Here is an 18,655-nt window from a genome sequence, read left to right as displayed (position 1 = left end):
GAGCACGCCCCGCGCGTACGTTTTCGACCAAGACTTGACCGAATCGAGTCATCGGACGGGCTGATGTGCCTTCAGAAACAGGGCTGTTCCGGTGATTTACGGCACGCCTCCCCCCTCACCTCACCTCACCTCACTTCGCGGTCAGGTCGCCGTACAGCTCACGCTCGGCACACCCCCGCCCCCGGGCGCGCCGCCCAGACCGAAGCTCGCCGAACCTCCCGCCGGCACGCTCCCGTTGTGTGCGGCGTTCACCGCCGTGACGGTCGCGCCGCTCTGGGTGTGCGACGCGTTCCACATGCTGGTGACCTTCTGGGAGCCGGTCCAGGTCCAGCTCACCTTCCAGGACTTGAGCGGAAGGCTGCCCGTGTTGGTCACCTTCACCTCGGCGTTGAAACCGCCCCCCCAGTCGCTGCTGAGGGTGTAGGCGGCGCTGCATGCTGCCGCGCCCCCACCCGGACCGCCCGGATCGGGCCCGTTGCCGCCACCCTCGAACCCCGGCGCCTTGACGGCCGCCAGGTATCCGTCCTTCACCGTGTCCACCGTCTGCCAGTCGTCCTTCAGGATCCCGCCCGTGTCACCGGAGTTGGGGTTCCAGGACCAGAACGTCCAGTGGAAGCCGTCGGCGCCGTGCGCCGACGTCGACCGCAGGTACTTCACCAGCTCGGACAGCCACTTCTGGTCCACCGCCGGCTGGAGCGTCGTACCGAACTCGCCGAGCCACACCGGCGCGATGTTCTGCTTGAAGACGTAGCCCCAGTACTTGTCCCAGATCCCCGGCATGTTGGCGGGGAAGGACGGGTCGCCGAACCACGGCTGCCGGGCCACCGACGTGGCGTAGTCGTGGGCCGAGTACACCAGCCGGTTCGGGACGTCCAGCTGGACCGGGTGCTCGGCGACGCCCATGAGGTTGCCGCCCCACCAGCCGTTGACGCCGTTGTACGACTGCACGCCCTCGACCATGATCAGCAGCTCGGGGTTGACCGACAGCACCGCGTTGCCCGCGCGCTGGGCGGCCAGACGCCAGTCCCGGGCCGTGTCGCCGCAGCCCCAGCAGGCGGGGTCGTGGGGCTCGTTGTGCAGGTCGATGCCGACGACCGTGGGATTGCCCTTGTAACGCGTCGCGAGGGACTTGAGGTTGGCGATCCAGGTCGACTCGGGCACCGACGCCGTGTACCAGAGCGCCGACTGGCCCGCCGCGTCCGGGCGGTGCCGATCGAGGACGATCTTGAGACCGGCCTGACCGGCGTACGCCACGATCCGGTCCAGTACCTGCAAGGAGGTCAGCCCGCGCAGGTCGGTGTTCCTGCCGTCGTGGTTGATGCTGTCGGGCATGGTGCCGGGCTTGAGGATGTCGTCGCTGTAGGGCATCCGGATGGTGTTGTAGCCCAGCGACTTCATCTGGTCGATCATGCTCTTGTAGTCGCGGGCCCACAGGCCGTGGACAACGTGGTTCGCGGTCTCGAAGCCGAACCAGTTGATGCCGGCGATACGGACCGGCTGCCCGGCCGCGTCCAGGATCTGCCGGCCGCTGGTGTGCCAGTAGCCGGCGCCGGCCTGCGTGTCGACGTCGGCGTGTGCCGACTGAGTACCGGCCAGGGGCAACAGGAGCGCCGCGGCGACGCACAGCGCTCTTCGCAGAGTGCGGAACATGGCTGCTTCCTCTCGGGGGAGGCGCGGCCCCGGAACACGGATGGGAGCGCTCCCATACCCGCCGCGCACCTCCCAGAAAACTGACGCGCCATGGGCACGTCAAGCCTCTGGGAGGTGCGCGTCCCCCTCGCTAGCGGCTCAGCTTCTTGAACCGCCGCACCGCCAGCGGCAGGAAGACCAGCGTCAGGATCACCGGCCACACCCCGGCCATCAGCAGCGCGTGCTGCTCGACCCAGGTGTCCCCGCCGACCGGCGTGCCGAACAGCTCGCGGGTCGCCGCCGCCGTGGAGGAGATCGGGTTCCAGACCGCCACCCAGCCCAGCCAGTCGGGCATGAGCTGCGGCGCGACGAAGATGCTGGAGATCATCGTCAGCGGGAAGGCGACCGCGAACAGGCCGCCCGCCGCCTCCGGGTTGGGCACGAGCAGGCCGAGCCACACCCCGATCCAGATCAGCGCGAACCGCAGCCAGAGCAGCAGTCCGAACGCGGCCAGGAAGCCGAGGCCACCGTCCGGCCGCCAGCCCATGGCGAGCGCGGTGAGCATCATGATCGCCAGCTCGGCGCAGGCGACGATCAGATCGGTGACGCCGCGCCCGGCCACCACGGCGGAGGAGGCCATCGGCATGGAGCGGAAGCGGTCGATGACGCCCTTGGTGGAGTCGTAGACCACGACGGTCGCCGTGTTGATGAAGCCGAACGCCATGGTCATCGCGAACATGCCCGGCATCAGGAAGTCCTTGTAGTCCCCGCCGCCCGGCACCTTCATGGCGCTGCCGAAGACATAGCCGTAGAGCAGCACGGAGAGGATCGGGAAGCCCAGTTGCCAGGCGATGTTGACGGGCTGGCGCTGGTAGTGGGTCAGGCCGCGGCGGACGATGTTCCAGCAGTCGGCGAGCAGCCAGTAGGTGCGGCCGCGGCCGCTCCGCGCGGTCAGGTCGAGGGTGGTCACTCCGCCGCCTCCTTGGCTTCCGTGCTGTCCGTGCGGTGTCCGGTCAGGCGCAGGAACACGTCATCGAGGCTCGGCCTGCGCAGCCCGATGTCCTCGACGCGGACGCCCTCGTCCTGGAGGGTCCGCGCCACCTCGGTGAGCGCCGTGACCCGGTCGGCGACCGGGGCGTGCACCCGCAACTCGGTCTCGTCCGCCTCGGGTTCGCCGTCCGTGACCCGGGCGACCACCTTCACCACCCGTGGGATCTCGGCCCGCTCGGCGACCACGACCTCGATACGGTCGCCGCCGACCAGGTTCTTCAGCCCGTCCGGGGTGTCGTCGGCGATGGCCCGCCCCTGGTCGATGACGGTGATGCGGGAGGCGAGCTTGTCGGCTTCCTCCAGGTACTGCGTGGTCAGCAGCACGGTCGTGCCGCCCGCCACCAACGCCCGCACCGACTCCCAGACTTCCCCGCGGCTACGGGGGTCGAGACCGGTCGTCGGCTCGTCGAGGAAGAGGACGGCCGGGGCGAGGATCATCGACGCGGCGAGGTCGAGACGGCGCCGCATGCCGCCGCTGTACTTGCCGACGCCCCGGTCGCCGGCGTCGGTCAGGTCGAACTGCTCCAGCAGTTCGGTCGCCCGGAGCCTGGCCCGCCTGCCGCCCAGGTGGAACAGCCGGCCGAACATCTCCAGGTTCTGCCGGCCGGTGAGCACCTCGTCCACCGCCGCGTACTGCCCGGTGAGCCCGATCCGGGCCCGCACCTCGCGCGGCTGCCGGGCCACGTCCAGGCCGGCGACCGTCGCCCTGCCCCCGTCCAGCCGGATCAGCGTGGACAGGATGCGGACGGCGGTGGTCTTGCCCGCCCCGTTCGGCCCGAGCAGGCCGTGCACCGTGCCCTCGCGTACCGCCAGGTCGAAGCCGTCGAGGGCGCGTTTCTCGCCGTACCGCTTCTCCAGCGCCTCGGCCCGCACCGCGTATCCGTCCATGCCGCCCCTCCCGTGTGCTCGTGCCCTGCGTCCGGCACCGAACTGGGTACAGCGTACCCGATTGTGCGTACGCCGTACCCAGTTTTTCGCCGGGGACCTAAGCTGGGCTCATGGAGAGCGGCACGAGCGGTACGAGCGGCACAGGCAGTACAGGCGGTACGGGCAGTACAGGCGGTGCGGGCAGTACGGAGACCAGCGGCAGCGGCGATATCGCCCGCACCCTCGAACTGCTGTGGGACACCGGCCGGCGTCCCAGCCGCGGCCCCAAGCCGACCCTGACCCTGGACCGGATCGTGGAAGCCGCCGTCCATGTCGCGGACACGGAAGGTCTGGAGGGGCTCTCCATGCGCCGCGTCGCCGCCGAACTCGGCACCGGCACCATGTCGCTCTACCGGTACGTCCCCGGCAAGGGCGAGCTGCTCGACCTGATGCTGGACCGGGTCCAGCGCCCCTCCGAGAATCCGGCCGACCTGGGCGACGGCGGCTGGCGCGCCGCCCTGGAGGCCATGGCCCGCGAGACCCTGGCCCTGTACCGCCGTCACCCCTGGCTGCTCCAGGTCAACCAGTCCCGCCCGATTCTCGGCCCGAGCGCCATGGACGGCATGGAGAAGGTCCTCACCCTGATCCGCCCGATGGGGCTGACCGACCCCGAACTCGTCTCCGCGATCATCATGATCGACGGGTACGTCGTCGGGGCCGCGCGCACGCAGCTCTACCAGCAGGAGGCGGAGCGCCGGACGGGCCTGACGGACGCGAAGTTCTGGAAGGCACAGGTGCCAGTGCTGGAGAAGGTCCTGGCGTCGGGCCGCTACCCGGTCATGGCGTCGCTCTCCGAGGACACGTTCGGGCCCGACTTCGACCACTTCGGGTTCGGACTCCAGCGGATCCTGGACGGGTTGGAGGTACTCGTCACGCAACGCCGAGGCGAGTCGGCCTCGTAAGCCGTCGCCTCCGGCTGCTACCGGCGCCGCCTCAGCCCGCGCAGGCCGAGCAGAGCGGCGCAGGCCACGGCCACGGCGATGGCGCCGGTCTTGAGGTTGCCGCCGAGCCCCTCGCCGCTGTCGCCTTTGCCCTCCGCGGACGAACTCCCGCTGCCGGAGGAGGATCCGGAGCCACCGGGCGCGTCCTGCCCCTCCACCGAGCTGTCGGCCCCCTCGGCGCCGTACATGAGCCTCGTCCCGTCGGCGGTGTAGGTGACGGACTCCCCCTGGCCGAGGAACGGCACGCCGAGCCGCTCCTTCCGCTTGATCTTCCCGCCGTTCCAGTCGTACGCGATCGCACCGAAGTAGCTGCGTACGACGAGGTGTTGGCCGTCCGGGGAGAGCGTGGCGTCGGTGGCCTCCAGGTCGGGCACGGCGGCCACGGGCCGGAAGACGTTCGTGCCGGACGCGGAGAGCTCGGCGGGCCCCTCGTACAGGTGCCCGCCCTTCTCGTTCTTGTCGACGATGTAGACCCGGCCGGTCTTCGGGTGCACGACGAGGGACTCGGCGTCGCGGGCCCCGTCGGAGTACTTCACGACGTACTGCGTGGCCCGGATCGTCTGGTCCTTCAGCGTCTTCGGCTCGGGCAGCTCGTAGATCCACACGTGGGGCCAGCTGCCGCCGAGGTTGTCGCCTGTGTCGCCGACGTAGATCCGGTTGTCCGGGCCGATGGATATGGCCTCGACGTCCCGGGGCGTGCCGACGCCGGTGAGGGTGAGGCGGGCGACGGTCTCGCCCGTCCTGCTGTCGACGGCGTAGATGTAGGGACCGTCGTCGCTGTCGTTGTGCGTCCAGTAGATGCCGGGGTGGAGGCGGGAGGCGGCCAGACCGCTGGACTCGGTGATGCGCGGATCCTTGATCGTGAAGTCCTCGTCGCCGTCGGCGGCGGAGGCGGGCACGGCGAAGGCGCCCACGAGGAGGGCCGCGGCGAGGATGGCGAACGGTCGGCGCATGCCCCCAAGCCTGCCATCCCGCTCGGCGGTTCATCGCGGGTAACGGATCACGAGGGTTGGCGGGTTGTGGGGTTGTCCACGGCGGGTGGCCCGACTCACACCCCGCCGGGCGGTCTGATCGTTCATGATGAGCGGATGCTCAGGTTCATGCCCGTCGGTGACTCCATGACGATCGGAAGCGCGGGCGAACACACGTGGCGCTACCGGATGTGGCAGCACCTGTGCCGTTCCTACGGCGGTTCCTTCACCCTCGTCGGCCCGCGCGAGACGCTCCACGACAAGCTCGCCGACGCCCCGACCTCGTACGCGTACGCCGACCCGGACTTCCCGCGGGCGCACCTGGCCGGCTGGGGCGAGGGCTGGCTGCACATGGCGCCGCTGATCGGCGAGGCGGTGCGGTCGTGCCGCGCGGATGTCCTTCTGGTCTCCCTCGGCCTGATCGACCTGGGTTTCTACACGAACGCCGAGCAGACCGCCGAGAACGTCCGGGCCTTCGCCGCCGAGGCGCGGGCGGCGAACCGGCGGGTGCGGATGGTGTGGCTGCCGGTGACCCCGAACGTCCGGGCCGAGTCCGACCCGGCCTTCGCCGCCGAGGTCGCCCGCTTCAACGAACTGCTGGCGAAGACGGCCGCGGACCTCGACGAGCCCGGCTCGCCCGTCCTCCTGGCCTCGACCCCGCCCTCCTACGACATCCACGCCGACACCTACGACGGCACCCACCCCAACGACAGCGGCGAGCACAAGATCGCGGCGGCCTTCGCCGAGGCGATGTACCAGGCCTGGGACCTGGGCGAGCCCTACGAGGAGTGACTCTCGGTGATCATCCGGGTCAGGAACTCCGCACAGGGCCGGGGCGCCAGGTCGTCCCAGCGCTCTTCCTCCACCCCCAGGTAGACGGCCCGGGCGCGGGCGAGGACAGGCCGGTGCTCGGCGGGGAGCCGGTCGAGCGCCCACTCGGCCGCCGCGTCCTTCGAATGGACGGTCCCGGTCGTGAGGGTGATCCAGATCCGGGCGAGGGTGAGCAGCACGTTGCGGGTGTCGGAGTCCAGCTCGGCCATCAGCTCCGGCACGCCGGCGACGATGGCGCGCCTGAGGTCGTCGTGCGGGACGGGGTCGAGGAGCTCGGCGGGCGGCGGCCCGTGGAGCGGGGCGTCGGCGCGCAGGACCATCGTGAGGAGAGGCGCGAGATCGGGGGTGGGCTCGGGGGCCGGGGTCCCTCCGCGCTCGTAGTCGTCCCGCAGCCAGTCGCCGTAGAGGAAGTCGCAGGTGGGCGGGTAGCGCCAGGGCCGTACGTCGTCCTGTACGACGACGATCAGCTCCACGTGCCGCCGCCCGTCCACGCCGGACACCTTGAGCAACTCCTCCACCAGGGCCCGGCGTTGGGCGTGCGTCGTGCGGTCCCGTACGACGGCCAGGACGTCGATGTCGCTGTGCGGGCGGAGGCCGCCGAGGGTGGCGGAGCCGTGCAGGTAGATGCCGAGGACGGAGTCGCCGAGGGTGGTGCGGAGGAGCTGGACGAGGTGGTCGGTGGCGGGCTGCTCTGGCACATGCGCTCCTCCCGAGCGTCGAACTCACCATCACGGACATCGGCCTCATCCTCAAGACCGACGAGCTCCCCCGCGACTGACTTCCCAGCCGGTCCGCCACGGCGGTGCCGAGGTCGACGAGCACGTGCCGTACAGCCGTAGGGAAAACGTGGAGGAAAGCACGCTTCCCCAGGTACCTGCTTGCTTGGAGCGCACTTCAAGACGTTGGCTTGGGCAGCATGGAGTACACGCAGCTCGGACGTACGGGACTCAAGGTCAGCCGGCTCGTCCTCGGCACCATGAACTTCGGCCCGCAGACCGACGAGGCCGACAGCCACGCCATCATGGACGCGGCGCTGGACGCGGGCATCAACTTCTTCGACACCGCCAACGTCTACGGCTGGGGCGAGAACAAGGGCCGTACCGAAAGCATCATCGGCAACTGGTTCGCCAAGGGCGAGGGACGGCGCGACAAGGTCGTCCTGGCCACGAAGGTGTACGGCAACATGGGCGCCGACGGCCCGGCCTGGCCCAACCACGACAAGCTCTCCGCCGTCAACATCCGGCGGGCCGTGGACGCCAGCCTCAAGCGGCTCCAGACCGACTACATCGACGTCTACCAGTTCCACCACATCGACCGGGACACCCCCTTCGAGGAGATCTGGCAGGCGATCGACGTCCTGATCCAGCAGGGCAAGATCCTGTACGTCGGGTCGTCGAACTTCCCCGGCTACAAGATCGCCCAGGCCAACGAGATCGCCGCCCGGCGGGGCGGGACCATAGGGCTGGTCAGCGAGCAGTGCCTGTACAACCTCGCCGAGCGGCGCGCCGAGATGGAGATCATCCCGGCCGCGCGGGACTACGGGCTGGGCGTGATCCCCTGGTCGCCGCTGCACGGCGGTCTGCTGGGCGGTGTGATCAGGAAGGAGGCCGAGGGTGGACGCCGCACCTCCGGCCGCGCCGCCGACGCGCTCGCCGACCCCGCCACCCGCGCGCAGATCCAGTCCTACGAGGACCTGCTCGACAAGCACGGCATCGAGCCCGGCGAGGCCGCGCTGGCCTGGCTGCTCACCCGCCCCGGCGTGACCGGCCCGATCGTCGGCCCCCGCACGGCCGAGCAGCTCGCCTCCGCGGTCCGCGCGGCCGAGCTGGAGCTGTCCGAGGAGCTCCTGACCGGCCTGGACGAGATCTTCCCGGGGCCGGGCCCGTCACCGGAGGCCTTCGCCTGGTGACGCCGTGAGGGCAAGCGCCCCGTCAGGGGCGCGGGGAACTGCGCGACCGGCCCCCACCGGCCCGCAGCCGAAGAGCAGCCGTCCGCAGTTCCCCCACCGCCCTACCTCCCGAGCACGGAAGCCAAGGCGACGACGAGAAACATCAGCACGAGCACACCGGCCATGATCCGGTTGCGGGTTTTCGGGTCCACGCCACCGAGCCTAACCGGCGCCGCCGAGCGCCCAGCGGCCGACCGCCTCGTACCGGGGCTGCTCGCCCGGAACCCCCGACGTCGGCAGATTGCTCCGCACCAGCACCAGCTCGTCCACCGTCCAGGTTCGGCCCGTGAACCCCGCCAGGGCGTCCACATACGCTCGCACGTCCCCTGCCTCCCGGCTCCGTGCCACCGACAGGTGGGGCTTGTACCGGCGGTTCTCCCCCATCGGCACACCCGCCTTCCGCCCCGCCGCCTCCGCCCGTTCGGCCAGCAGCCGCAGGGTCGCCAGGTCACCTTCGGCCCCGGCCCACAGTGCCTTGCCGTGCCCGAACTGACCGCCACCCCGCATGGCCAGCGGGAAGGGTGCGGTACGGCGCGCGGCGCGCTCGAGGCGGGCCGACAGCTCGGGGACGAGGTCGTCGTCGACCTCACCGTAAAAGGCGAGCGTGAAGTGCCAGCCGGGACGGCCGGTCCAGCGCATCCCGTCGGCACCGGGCAGCTTGCGCAACTCGTCGACCACTGCGCCGAGTTCACGACGCACCTCGTCAGGGGGCAGCACGGCGGCGAAGAGTCTCATACGGCCAGTCTGCCGCCCCCGCCCCGCCCTACGCCGCCGGAGCCAGTACCTCCTGCTGCTCCCTGGGGACGAACCGCACCCGCGGGTGGCCACGGTGCCAGCCGACCGACAGGCGGAGGTTGCCGACGCGGGCCAGGATCAGGCCGATCACGGCCGCGGCGACGGCCGCGACGGCACCGCCGGCCGCGAGGCCGACCCGGGCGCCGTACGTGTCGGTGACCCAGCCGACGATCGGCGCGCCGACCGGGGAGCCGCCGAGGAAGACCATCATGTAGAGGGCCATGACACGGCCGCGCATGGCCGGGTCGGTGGACATCTGGATGCTGGTGTTCGTCGTGACGTTGACCGTCATGCCGAACAGGCCCAGCGGGACCATGAGCAGGGCGAACATCCACAGCGTCGGTGTCGTGGCGGCCACGATCTCCAGCGCGCCGAAGACCATGGCCGCCGCGATCAGCAGCCGCAGCCGGGCCGTGCCTCGCCGGGCCGCGAGCAGGGCGCCCGCGACCGAACCGACCGCCATCAGCGTGTTGAACATGCTGTACGCGCCCGCGCCCGCGTGGAACACGTGCTCCGCGAAGGCCGAGAGGTAGACGGGGAAGTTGAAGGCGAAGGTGCCGACGAAGCCGACCAGGACGATCGGCCAGATCAGCTCCGGGCGGCCGGTGACGTAGCGGACGCCTTCGCGCAGTTGCCCCTTGCCGCGCGGGGCGCGTTCGACGGCGTGCAGCTCGCGTGCGCGCATCAGCAGCAGGCCGGTGAGCGGCGCGATGAAGGACAGGCCGTTGAAGAGGAACGCGTAGCCGGTGCCGACGCCGGTGATCAGCAGGCCCGCGACGGCGGGGCCGACCAGGCGGGCGGACTGGAAGTTCGCGGAGTTCAGGCTGACCGCGTTCTGCAACTGCTTCGGGCCGACCAGCTCGGAGACGAAGGACTGCCGGGCCGGGTTGTCGACCACCGTGGCGAGACCGACCGCGAAGGCGGCGACGTACACGTGCCACACCTGGACATGGCCGGTGAGCGTGAGGACGGCGAGGGCGACGGCGGTGAGGGCCATCGACGACTGTGTGACGAGCAGGGTGGGCCGCTTGCGCAGCCGGTCGACGAGGACACCGCCGTAGAGCCCGAAGAGCAGCATCGGCAGGAACTGGAGTGCCGTCGTGATGCCGACGGCCGCGGAGGAGCCGGTGAGGCTGAGCACCAGCCAGTCCTGGGCGATGCGCTGCATCCAGGTGCCGATGTTGGAGACGACCTGTCCCATGAAGAACAGGCGGTAGTTCCTGACCTTCAGGGAGGAGAACGTCGAGGACTTGCGGACCGGCCGGGCGTCGTCGGAGGGGCGTGTGTCGGAGGTGGGCGGGGAGTCGTGGGGATCAGGTGCGGGGACGGAAGCTGCTCCGGGTCCCGTACTCAAAAGGGTTCGCCTCCTTGCGACGACTACGGCTTACAGATGCGCGAGCTTCTCCAGCACGGGGGCGGCGGCGCTCAGTTTCGCCCACTCGTCCTCGTCGAGGTTCTCCACCAGCGAGGCCAGGAACGCGTTCCGCTTGCGGCGGCTCTCCTCGAGCATCGCTTCGGCCTGCTCGGTGCGCGTCACGACCTTCTGGCGCCGGTCCTCGGGGTGCGGCTCCAGACGGACCAGTCCCTTGGACTCCAGCAGCGCCACGATGCGGGTCATCGAGGGCGGCTGGACATGCTCCTTGCGGGCGAGCTCGCCCGGTGTGGCCCTGCCGCACAGGGACAGGGTGCCGAGCACCGACATCTCGGTGGGGCTGAGCGACTCGTCGACCCGCTGGTGCTTGAGCCGACGGGACAGCCGCATCACGGCGGATCGGAGGGAGTTCACGGCGGCTACATCGTCGCCATGGCTGAGGTCCGGCATGTTCTTTAGCGTAACTCATTACTCTCGCTAAGGACTACCCGGGACACGCACGAATGCCCGTGACGCTGGCCACTGAAGCGTGACATCACTCATATGGGTGATCCGGCGGCGGAACGTGACACACCGCACCGAAGGGTGCCGCGACCCTCATGACCATGGGGACCAGTGTGCTCAGCCTGCGAATAGACCACGAGCTGCTCGAACGGCTCCGGCACCATGCCGCGAAAAGGGGAATGAGCGTCCAGGACTACGTCGTCCGGACGCTCGTTCGAGATGACTTCGACGAACGGTTCCAGACCGCCGTCGAGGAGACGGAGAGGTTCTACGGGGTCACGTGATCGCGCCCCGGATCGGCTCAGGTCAGGCCCAGCGCCGGCATCAGGTAGTAGAACGCGAACACCGCCGCCACCGCGTACATCGCCGTCGGCACCTCACGGCCCCGCCCGGCCGCCAGGCGCAGCACGGCGAAGGTGATGAAGCCCATGCCGATGCCGTTGGTGATCGAGTACGTGAACGGCATCATCAGCATCGTCACGAAGGCCGGGATGGCGATCGTGTGGTCCGCCCAGTCGATCTCCCTGACCGAGCCGGCCAGGATCAGGAAGCCGACCGCGAGCAGGGCCGGGGTGGCCGCCTGGGAGGGCACCATCGTGGCGACCGGCGTCAGGAAGAGGGCGACGGCGAAGAGACCACCGGTGACGACGTTCGCGAGGCCGGTCCGGGCACCCTCGCCGACACCGGCCGTGGACTCGACGAAGGCGGTGGTCGCCGAGGAGGAGCTGGCACCGCCGGCGGCGACCGCGAGACCGTCGACGAACAGCACCTTGTTGATGCCGGGCATCTGCCCCTGCGCGTCGGTCAGCTTCGCCTCGTCGGAGACGCCCATGATCGTGCCCATCGCGTCGAAGAAGCACGACAGCAGCACGGTGAAGACGAACAGCACACCGGTCAGCACGCCGACCTTCTCGAAGCCGCCGAACAGGCTCACCTGGCCGACCAGCCCGAAGTCGGGACTGGCGACCGGGTTGCCGGGCCACTTCGGGGTGGTGAGACCCCAGGTCGGCACCTTGGCCACGGCCTCGATGACCACGGCCACGACGGTCATGGCGACGATCGAGATCAGGATCGCGCCGGAGACCTTGCGCACGATCAGGGCGAGCGTGAGCAGCACGCCCAGCACGAAGACCAGCACCGGCCAGCCGTTGAGGTGACCGTCACCGCCGAGCTGGAGCGGGACGGTGGTCCGGGCGGCGTCCGGGATACGGGAGACGAAGCCGGCGTCGACGAGCCCGATCAGCATGATGAACAGGCCGATGCCGATGGAGATGGCCTTGCGCAGTCCGTAGGGGACGGCGTTCATGACGCGCTCGCGCAGGCCCGTGGCGACCAGCAGCATGACCACGAACCCGGCGAGGACCACCATGCCCATCGCGTCCGGCCAGGACATGCGCGGGGCGAGCTGGAGGGCGACGACGGAGTTCACACCGAGGCCGGCGGCGAGCGCGATCGGGACGTTGCCGATGACGCCCATGAGGAGGGTGGTGAGCGCGGCGGTGAGGGCCGTGGCGGTGACCAGCTGTCCGTTGTCGAGCTGGTGACCGTACATGTCCTTGGCGCTGCCGAGGATGATCGGGTTCAGCACGATGATGTAGGCCATCGCGAAGAAGGTGGCGAGGCCGCCCCGGACCTCACGGGACAGCGTGCTGCCCCGCTCGGAGATCCGGAAGAAGCGGTCGAGTGCGCCGTACGTGGGCCCGGCTCCCGGCTGTTCAGGGGCGGGGACCTTGGCGGGAGCCGAGGAGGACATGTGTTTGGTGTTTCCTACGAAGAGAAGTGGTCAGACACAAACCGTTTCAGTATGAACATATAAGGCCCCGATCGCACATCTCCGCGCGTAGACCTGATCGCCTCGTAAGCTGTCCCCATGGCGAAATGGACCCCCCGACACGAGGCGCCGGAGCCCCTGGAGGGCCCCGTGGTCGCCACCGTCACCGGCGGCACGATCCTCTGGTTCGTCCTCTTCCTGGTCCAGCTTCCCTTCTACGGCTGGTTCGAGGACCACGGCCGCACGTGGTGGCTGTGGACCTGCCTGGCCGGCGGCGGTCTGGGGCTGATCGGCGTCTGGTACGTCCGTAAGCGCGATGCCGCGATCAAGCGGGCGGCGACCCAGCAGGACGTGACGCCGGCTCCGTCGGCCGAGTAGGCGCGTTTCCCGCCCGCTTCCCGGCGAGACACTCCCGCGTCCCCTCCCTACGCTCGGAGGGAGGCGGCGAAATGCCCGAAACCGTCGCGGCTGCCGCCCACCGGTGAGGAGCGCAGCCATGACGACGCAGAAGAGCGCGACCGAGGCGGACCGGGCTCTGAAGGCCAAGCACCGGGCGATGTGGGCGCAGGGCGACTACCCGTCCCTGGCCGCCGAGGTGATCCCCGGTCTCGGGGCGGTCCTGGTCGAGGCGTGCGGGGTGCGCTCCGGCCGGCGGGTGCTGGACGTGGGCGCCGGCACCGGCAACGCCGCGATCCCGGCGGCCCTGGCCGGCGCGGACGTGGTCGCCTCGGACCTGGCTCCGGAGCTGTTCGAGGCCGGCCGGCGCGTGGCCGCGCAGCGGGGCGCGGAGCTCAGCTGGCAGGAGGCCGACGCCGAGGCCCTGCCCTTCGGCGACGCGGAGTTCGACACCGTGCTGTCCTGCGTCGGTGTGATGTTCGCACCGCACCACCAGCGGGCCGCCGACGAACTCGTCCGGGTCTGCCGACCGGGCGGCACCATCGGCCTGCTGAGCTGGACGCCGCAGGGCTTCATCGGCCGGATGTTCGCCACGATGAAGCCGTACGCGCCACCGCCTCCGCCCGGCGCGCAGCCGCCCCCGCTGTGGGGAGACGAGGACCATGTGCGCGCGCTCCTCGGCGACCGGGTCACGGACGTGCGCGCCGAGCGCCGGACCGTCCAGGTCAGTCGCTTCGAGACGCCCGAGGCGTTCCGCGACTACTTCAAGGAGCGCTACGGACCCACGATCACCGTCTACAAGAACATCGCCGGCGACCCCGAGCGCACCGCCGCCCTCGACCGCGACCTGGCGGACCTCGCCCGCGACGGGGGCCTGGGGACAGGCGGGGGCGGGACCGTCCTGGAGTGGGAGTACCTGCTGCTCACCGCGCGCCGGGCGGGCTGACGCCGAGGGTGGCACCGGGGTCCGAGGGGGATCCGAGGGACGTACAACTGCCGTACGACCAGGGCACGACGCCCGTCCTTCCCAGGTCGGATCTTCCCCACATTCGGCAGGTGAAGCGGCAAATCCGCACGTACTGTCGAATGCATGACGCATCTCGACGCGGGTGCCCGGCCGGACTCCGTACGGCCGGCGACGGTCACCTCACGCGAGACCGGCCTGACCAGGGCTCAGGTCGCCGAGCGGGTGGAGCGCGGCCAGGTCAACGACGTGCCGGTGCGCAGCAGCCGCTCCACCGTCGACATCGTCCGCGCGAACGTCTTCACCCGCTTCAACGCGATCATCGGCGTGCTGTGGCTGATCATGCTGGTCGTGGCGCCGATCCAGGACAGCCTGTTCGGCTTCGTGATCCTCGCCAACACCGGTATCGGGATCGTCCAGGAGTGGCGGGCGAAGAAGACGCTGGACTCGCTCGCGCTGATCGGTGAGGTGCGTCCCACCGTCCGCCGGGACGGGGCCTCCGGCCAGGTCAGCACCTCCGAGATCGTCCTCGACGACCTGATCGAGATCGGGCCCGGCGACAAGGTCGTCGTCGACGGTGTCTGTGTCGAGGCCGACGGGCTGGAGATCGACGAGTCGCTGCTCACCGGCGAGGCGGACCCGGTCGTCAAACCCCCCGGCGACCAGGTGATGTCGGGCAGCTTCGTGGTCGCGGGCGGCGGGGCCTTCCAGGCCACGAAGGTCGGGCGGGAGGCGTATGCCGCGCAGCTCGCCGAGGAGGCGTCCCGGTTCACCCTCGTCCACTCCGAGCTGCGCTCCGGCATCTCCACGATCCTCAAGTACGTCACGTGGATGATGGTCCCGACCGCGATCGGCCTGATCATCAGCCAGCTGTTCGTGAAGGACAACGCCTTCAAGGACTCCGTCGCGCGGACGGTCGGCGGCATCGTCCCGATGGTCCCCGAGGGGCTGGTCCTGCTCACCTCGGTCGCCTTCGCCATCGGCGTCGTCCGCCTGGGCCGCAAGCAGTGCCTCGTCCAGGAGCTGCCCGCGATCGAGGGGCTGGCCCGGGTGGACACGGTCTGCCTCGACAAGACCGGCACCCTCACCGAGGGCGGCATGGACGTCACCGAGCTGCGGCCCCTCCAGGGCGCCGACGAGACGTACGTAGGCGAGGTGCTCGGCGCCCTCGGCGCGTCGGACCCCCGGCCGAACGCCTCCCTCAAGGCGATCATCGACGCCTGGCCGGCCGCCGAGGACTGGCGCTGCGTCCAGGCACTGCCGTTCTCCTCCGCCCGCAAGTACAGCGGCGCCGCGTTCGCCGAGGCCGGCGGGGAGACGAGCGCCTGGCTGCTCGGGGCGCCGGACGTCCTGCTGCCCGACGACGCCCCGGCCCTCGCCGAGACCGAGCGGCTGAACGAGCAGGGCCTGCGGGTGCTGCTGCTCGCCCGGGTCGACCGGGACCTCGACGACCCGGAGGTGGCCGAGGGAGCGAAGCCCACCGCCCTGGTGGTCCTGGAACAGCGGCTGCGGCCGGACGCGGCCGACACGCTGCGTTACTTCGCCGACCAGAACGTGGCCGCCAAGGTCATCTCCGGCGACAACGCGGTGTCGGTCGGCGCGGTCGCGTCCAAGCTGGGGCTGTCCGGCACCACCGTGGACGCGCGCCGGCTGCCCGCCGAGCAGGAGGGGATGGCACGGGCCCTCGACGACGGCACGGTGTTCGGGCGGGTCACCCCGCAGCAGAAGCGGAACATGGTGGGCGCGTTGCAGTCCCGCGGGCACACGGTCGCGATGACGGGCGACGGCGTGAACGACGTCCTCGCCCTGAAGGACGCCGACATCGGCGTCGCGATGGGCTCCGGCTCGGAGGCGACCCGGGCGGTCGCGCAGATCGTGCTGCTGAACAACAGCTTCGCGACGCTGCCGTCGGTGGTGGCGGAGGGCCGCCGGGTCATTGGCAACATCACGCGGGTCGCGACCCTGTTCCTCGTCAAGACGGTCTACTCGGTGCTGCTGGCGATCCTGGTGGTCTGCTCGCAGGTCGAGTACCCGTTCCTGCCGCGCCACCTGACGCTGCTCTCGACCCTGACGATCGGCGTCCCGGCCTTCTTCCTCGCGCTCGCACCCAACAAGGAGCGCGCGAAGCCGAACTTCGTGCGGCGGGTGATGCGGTACGCGATCCCGGGCGGCGTGCTGGCCGCGGTGGCGACCTTCGCGACCTACCTGATCGCCCGGCAGCACTACACGGGCGCGGGCGCGCTGGACGCCGAGACCAGCGCCGCGACGCTCACGCTGTTCCTCATCTCGATGTGGGTCCTGGCGATCATCGCCCGCCCCTACACCTGGTGGCGCGTCGCCCTGGTGGCGGCGATGGCCGGGGCGTTCCTGCTGGTCCTCGTCGTGCCGTGGCTCCAGCACTTCTTCGCACTGAAGCTGGTCGGGATGACGATGCCGTGGATCGCGGTCGGCATCGCGGTGGTGGCGGCGGCCACCCTGGAACTCCTGTGGAGGTGGGTGGACCGCCGCTTCCCGGCGTAGCCGGGGTTACTTCACGTCGACGTAGTCGCCCGTGGCGCTGACCGCCGGGGTGGTCGTCGTGCCGGCGAAGCTGAAGCGCCAGTAGCCGTCGTACTGGGCGGTGGCGGTGGCCTTCAGGTTGCCGTACTGGTCGGAGTACACCGTCTTGACCGTGGTGTACGTGCTGGTGCCCGCCTTGCGGAACTGGAGCTTGACCGGCTGGTTGGTGTAGCCGTGGTAGGCGTTGTCCTCCCAGTTGGCGCGGGACAGCTTGCCGGTGGACGTGATGGTCTTGCCCTTGTACACGGGCTCGGGGCCGGCGTTGACGGTCAGCTTGGAGTAGCGCTGCACCTTGGTGGTTCCGAGGCCGCCCTGCTCCTTCTCGTCGCCGTTGCTGGTGACGGCGAGGGCGCCGGCGCCCCAGGTGCCGGCGTCGGAGTTGAACAGGTCGCCGTCGGCCGGGCGGATGCTGATGACGCCCTTGCAGTCGAGGACGGTCGACGAGGCGGCGGTGCAGGTGGCCGGGTCGTCGCTGATGAAGACGTTGTCCGCGGTGTCCACCGAGGAACCGTGGTAGATGAGCGGGCCGGTGGCGAAGTTGTCGGAGCTGGTGTCGAGGTCCGCGGCGTGGGTCACGGTGTAGGTGACGGGGAAGCTGACCACGTTCGTGGTGCCGACGACGATGTTCTTGCCGCTGTTGACCTTCATGTCGGAGAAGGTGACGTCGAGGGTCGCGGTGGTGCCCGAGTCGGCGTCGGCCGAGGCGGAGCTGAAGGCCGCCTTGCCGGACGGCGCGTCGGCGGCCTGCGCGGCCGGGACGACGAGGGCGGAGAGGGCCAGGGCGCCGGCGACGGCGGCCACGGTGGCTCGGATGTGCATGTGTTCCCCAAGGTGGAGAAGTGATCTAGGAGTCTGTTGACTCACGCGATCAGATCCACGAGCCCGGGAACAGGTTGTACGACCCGGTCCGGGTTTTGCCATCTCATCCGCAATGTTTGACACACCCGGAGACATGCGGCACCGCCGGCCCCGGAACGGATCCCGTGGCCGGCGGTGTCGTCCGCGTGGGGACGGTGTTATCGCACGTCGACGAAGTCACCCGTGGCGTTGACGGCCGGGGTGGTCGTCGTGCCCGCGAAGGAGTAGCGGAAGTAGCCGTCGGTGGAGGCCTTGACGGTGGTCTTCAGCTCGCCCGTGGAGTTGGACTTGATGGTCTTCAGCGTGGTGTAGGTGTCCGAGCCCTTCTTGCGGAACTGGAGCTTCACCGGCTGGTTGGTGTAGCCGTGGTACTTGTGGTCGTCCCAGTTGGCGCGGGACAGCTTGCCGGTGACCGTGATGGTCTTGCCCTTCGTCACCGGCTCCGGGGAGGCGTTGACGGTGAGCTTGGAGGCCCGCTGGACCTTGGCCGTCTTGAAGGCCTCGCGGATCACGTAGTCGTCGTCGTTACCGGCAGCACCGGCCCACACCTTCCAGGTGCCGGCCAGGATGTTGCTGTAGATGTTCTCGTTCGGGTCGGCGATCAGCGTGACCTTGCAGGTGGCGGTGGTCGGGCTGGAGTTGGTGCAGGTGCCGACCTGCTCGTCGTCCAGGTTCTCCGGCACGATCGCGCCGTCGGCGTTCTCGACGTCCGGGCCGTGCCACAGCATCGCGAAGGCGTCGTGGATGCCTGCCTGGTCGGTGGCCGTCACGGAGACGGTGAAGGCCTTCTTCTGCGTGGTGCCGACCACGATGTTCTTGCCGCTGTTGACGGTCACGCTCGTGATCTTGGTGTCGCCCACGCCCTCGTCCGCCGGGGCGGCGGCCGCGAACGGCGTGGCCTTCGAGGTGGACGGGACCAGGGAGGCCAGGCTCGGCATGTGGTCGTCCGCCTGCGCGGCGGGAACGGCCAGGGCGGAAAGGGCCAGGGCGCCGGTGACGGCGGCCACAGTGGCTCGGATACGCATGCGTTCTCCAGGTGGAGAGGGGCCCCGGCGCTCGTCGTCGGCTCCTGGGGCCCAAGTGATCGTGGAGTCTGTTGACTCACGTGATCAGATTCGCGAGCAAGGCGCTTGGTTGTA

Annotated in this window: 18 protein-coding genes; 7 read left to right on the top strand and 11 right to left on the bottom strand. The window is 70.1% G+C overall.

The window, feature by feature from the left end:
• Window positions 1-141: 141 nt before the first annotated feature.
• The 3 genes from ACZ6TU_RS36395 to ACZ6TU_RS36385 all read right to left on the bottom strand — a co-directional run bounded on the left by ACZ6TU_RS36395 (window position 142) and on the right by ACZ6TU_RS36385 (window position 3,567).
• The gene (locus ACZ6TU_RS36395) at window positions 142-1,650 is read right to left on the bottom strand and encodes a cellulase family glycosylhydrolase (protein ID WP_467672787.1); all 1,509 of its coding nucleotides are present in this window, start codon (window positions 1,648-1,650) and stop codon (window positions 142-144) included.
• A 130-nt stretch (window positions 1,651-1,780) separates the two neighbouring features.
• Window positions 1,781-2,599: an ABC transporter permease gene (locus ACZ6TU_RS36390; RefSeq protein WP_467672785.1), complete on the bottom strand. Its 819-nt coding sequence runs from the start codon at window positions 2,597-2,599 to the stop codon at window positions 1,781-1,783.
• Complete coding sequence (locus ACZ6TU_RS36385; protein WP_469553080.1) at window positions 2,596-3,567, bottom strand: ATP-binding cassette domain-containing protein; 972 nt, start codon at window positions 3,565-3,567, stop codon at window positions 2,596-2,598. Before ACZ6TU_RS36385 ends, ACZ6TU_RS36390 begins: the two co-directional genes overlap by 4 nt.
• Before the next feature lie 110 nt (window positions 3,568-3,677).
• Between ACZ6TU_RS36385 and ACZ6TU_RS36380 the strand changes: the two genes are divergently transcribed.
• Entirely contained in the window at window positions 3,678-4,508 is an 831-nt protein-coding gene (locus ACZ6TU_RS36380; RefSeq protein WP_467672781.1) for a TetR/AcrR family transcriptional regulator, read from the top strand.
• A gap of 17 nt (window positions 4,509-4,525) precedes the next feature.
• On the opposite strand, the gene ACZ6TU_RS36375 is transcribed toward ACZ6TU_RS36380, so the two are convergent.
• Window positions 4,526-5,500, bottom strand: a complete 975-nt coding sequence (locus ACZ6TU_RS36375) for a WD40 repeat domain-containing protein (RefSeq protein WP_469553077.1) — start codon at window positions 5,498-5,500, stop codon at window positions 4,526-4,528.
• A 135-nt stretch (window positions 5,501-5,635) separates the two neighbouring features.
• Between ACZ6TU_RS36375 and ACZ6TU_RS36370 the strand changes: the two genes are divergently transcribed.
• The gene (locus ACZ6TU_RS36370; protein WP_467672777.1) at window positions 5,636-6,310 is read left to right on the top strand and encodes a GDSL-type esterase/lipase family protein; all 675 of its coding nucleotides are present in this window, start codon (window positions 5,636-5,638) and stop codon (window positions 6,308-6,310) included.
• Here the strand turns inward: ACZ6TU_RS36370 and ACZ6TU_RS36365 are convergent.
• A complete protein-coding gene (locus ACZ6TU_RS36365) occupies window positions 6,298-7,047 on the bottom strand; it encodes an aminoglycoside adenylyltransferase family protein (RefSeq protein WP_467672775.1) in 750 nt (249 codons plus the stop codon). The two genes, ACZ6TU_RS36370 and ACZ6TU_RS36365, sit on opposite strands and share 13 nt — an antisense overlap.
• A 218-nt stretch (window positions 7,048-7,265) precedes the next feature.
• On the opposite strand from ACZ6TU_RS36365, the gene ACZ6TU_RS36360 reads away from it, so the two are divergent.
• Complete coding sequence (locus ACZ6TU_RS36360) at window positions 7,266-8,258, top strand: aldo/keto reductase (RefSeq protein ID WP_469553075.1); 993 nt, start codon at window positions 7,266-7,268, stop codon at window positions 8,256-8,258.
• A 201-nt stretch (window positions 8,259-8,459) separates the two neighbouring features.
• Here ACZ6TU_RS36360 and thpR read toward each other — a convergent pair whose 3' ends face one another.
• The 3 genes from thpR to ACZ6TU_RS36345 are packed head-to-tail and all read right to left on the bottom strand — an operon-like array spanning window position 8,460 to window position 10,914.
• Window positions 8,460-9,032 carry an RNA 2',3'-cyclic phosphodiesterase gene (gene thpR / locus ACZ6TU_RS36355; RefSeq protein ID WP_467672772.1) on the bottom strand — a complete coding sequence of 191 codons (573 nt, stop codon included), beginning with the start codon at window positions 9,030-9,032 and terminating at the stop codon, window positions 8,460-8,462.
• 28 nt (window positions 9,033-9,060) lie between these two features.
• A complete protein-coding gene (locus tag ACZ6TU_RS36350; protein ID WP_469553072.1) occupies window positions 9,061-10,446 on the bottom strand; it encodes an MFS transporter in 1,386 nt (461 codons plus the stop codon).
• Window positions 10,447-10,476: 30 nt separating this feature from the next.
• Window positions 10,477-10,914 carry a MarR family winged helix-turn-helix transcriptional regulator gene (locus ACZ6TU_RS36345; protein ID WP_392039989.1) on the bottom strand — a complete coding sequence of 146 codons (438 nt, stop codon included), beginning with the start codon at window positions 10,912-10,914 and terminating at the stop codon, window positions 10,477-10,479.
• Between the two features lie 155 nt (window positions 10,915-11,069).
• Between ACZ6TU_RS36345 and ACZ6TU_RS36340 the strand changes: the two genes are divergently transcribed.
• The gene (locus ACZ6TU_RS36340; protein ID WP_467672768.1) at window positions 11,070-11,252 is read left to right on the top strand and encodes a ribbon-helix-helix protein, CopG family; all 183 of its coding nucleotides are present in this window, start codon (window positions 11,070-11,072) and stop codon (window positions 11,250-11,252) included.
• A 17-nt stretch (window positions 11,253-11,269) separates the two neighbouring features.
• Here the strand turns inward: ACZ6TU_RS36340 and ACZ6TU_RS36335 are convergent, their stop codons facing one another.
• Complete coding sequence (locus ACZ6TU_RS36335; RefSeq protein ID WP_467672766.1) at window positions 11,270-12,721, bottom strand: NCS2 family permease; 1,452 nt, start codon at window positions 12,719-12,721, stop codon at window positions 11,270-11,272.
• Between the two features lie 117 nt (window positions 12,722-12,838).
• Between ACZ6TU_RS36335 and ACZ6TU_RS36330 the strand changes: the two genes are divergently transcribed.
• From ACZ6TU_RS36330 to ACZ6TU_RS36320, 3 genes are all read left to right on the top strand, one after another.
• A complete protein-coding gene (locus ACZ6TU_RS36330; RefSeq protein WP_467672765.1) occupies window positions 12,839-13,117 on the top strand; it encodes a DUF2530 domain-containing protein in 279 nt (92 codons plus the stop codon).
• Between the two features lie 118 nt (window positions 13,118-13,235).
• Window positions 13,236-14,081: a class I SAM-dependent methyltransferase gene (locus ACZ6TU_RS36325; protein ID WP_467672763.1), complete on the top strand. Its 846-nt coding sequence runs from the start codon at window positions 13,236-13,238 to the stop codon at window positions 14,079-14,081.
• Between the two features lie 144 nt (window positions 14,082-14,225).
• On the top strand, window positions 14,226-16,619 hold the full coding sequence (locus tag ACZ6TU_RS36320) for an HAD-IC family P-type ATPase (RefSeq protein WP_469553067.1): 2,394 nt from the start codon (window positions 14,226-14,228) through the stop codon (window positions 16,617-16,619).
• Between the two features lie 6 nt (window positions 16,620-16,625).
• On the opposite strand, the gene ACZ6TU_RS36315 is transcribed toward ACZ6TU_RS36320, so the two are convergent.
• A complete protein-coding gene (locus ACZ6TU_RS36315; protein WP_469553065.1) occupies window positions 16,626-17,477 on the bottom strand; it encodes a hypothetical protein in 852 nt (283 codons plus the stop codon).
• A 197-nt stretch (window positions 17,478-17,674) separates the two neighbouring features.
• Window positions 17,675-18,541, bottom strand: a complete 867-nt coding sequence (locus ACZ6TU_RS36310; RefSeq protein ID WP_469553063.1) for a DUF5707 domain-containing protein — start codon at window positions 18,539-18,541, stop codon at window positions 17,675-17,677.
• Window positions 18,542-18,655 lie beyond the last annotated feature (114 nt).

The organism is Streptomyces sp. NPDC052064 (assembly GCF_055585925.1).
Note: the sequence above shows the minus strand (reverse complement) of the source record. Positions and strands in the feature narration are given on the sequence as shown.

What these genes read in the sequence shown, in the direction of transcription:
- ACZ6TU_RS36395 (WP_467672787.1), bottom strand. Translation starts at nt 1,650, where the DNA reads ATGTTCCGCACTCTGCGAAGAGCGCTGTGCGTCGCCGCGGCGCTCCTG.
- ACZ6TU_RS36385 (WP_469553080.1), bottom strand. Translation starts at nt 3,567, where the DNA reads ATGGACGGATACGCGGTGCGGGCCGAGGCGCTGGAGAAGCGGTACGGC.
- ACZ6TU_RS36380 (WP_467672781.1), top strand. Translation starts at nt 3,678, where the DNA reads ATGGAGAGCGGCACGAGCGGTACGAGCGGCACAGGCAGTACAGGCGGT.
- ACZ6TU_RS36375 (WP_469553077.1), bottom strand. Translation starts at nt 5,500, where the DNA reads ATGCGCCGACCGTTCGCCATCCTCGCCGCGGCCCTCCTCGTGGGCGCC.
- ACZ6TU_RS36370 (WP_467672777.1), top strand. Translation starts at nt 5,636, where the DNA reads ATGCTCAGGTTCATGCCCGTCGGTGACTCCATGACGATCGGAAGCGCG.
- ACZ6TU_RS36360 (WP_469553075.1), top strand. Translation starts at nt 7,266, where the DNA reads ATGGAGTACACGCAGCTCGGACGTACGGGACTCAAGGTCAGCCGGCTC.
- thpR (WP_467672772.1), bottom strand. Translation starts at nt 9,032, where the DNA reads ATGAGACTCTTCGCCGCCGTGCTGCCCCCTGACGAGGTGCGTCGTGAA.
- ACZ6TU_RS36345 (WP_392039989.1), bottom strand. Translation starts at nt 10,914, where the DNA reads ATGCCGGACCTCAGCCATGGCGACGATGTAGCCGCCGTGAACTCCCTC.
- ACZ6TU_RS36340 (WP_467672768.1), top strand. Translation starts at nt 11,070, where the DNA reads ATGGGGACCAGTGTGCTCAGCCTGCGAATAGACCACGAGCTGCTCGAA.
- ACZ6TU_RS36335 (WP_467672766.1), bottom strand. Translation starts at nt 12,721, where the DNA reads ATGTCCTCCTCGGCTCCCGCCAAGGTCCCCGCCCCTGAACAGCCGGGA.
- ACZ6TU_RS36330 (WP_467672765.1), top strand. Translation starts at nt 12,839, where the DNA reads ATGGCGAAATGGACCCCCCGACACGAGGCGCCGGAGCCCCTGGAGGGC.
- ACZ6TU_RS36325 (WP_467672763.1), top strand. Translation starts at nt 13,236, where the DNA reads ATGACGACGCAGAAGAGCGCGACCGAGGCGGACCGGGCTCTGAAGGCC.
- ACZ6TU_RS36320 (WP_469553067.1), top strand. Translation starts at nt 14,226, where the DNA reads ATGACGCATCTCGACGCGGGTGCCCGGCCGGACTCCGTACGGCCGGCG.
- ACZ6TU_RS36315 (WP_469553065.1), bottom strand. Translation starts at nt 17,477, where the DNA reads ATGCACATCCGAGCCACCGTGGCCGCCGTCGCCGGCGCCCTGGCCCTC.
- ACZ6TU_RS36310 (WP_469553063.1), bottom strand. Translation starts at nt 18,541, where the DNA reads ATGCGTATCCGAGCCACTGTGGCCGCCGTCACCGGCGCCCTGGCCCTT.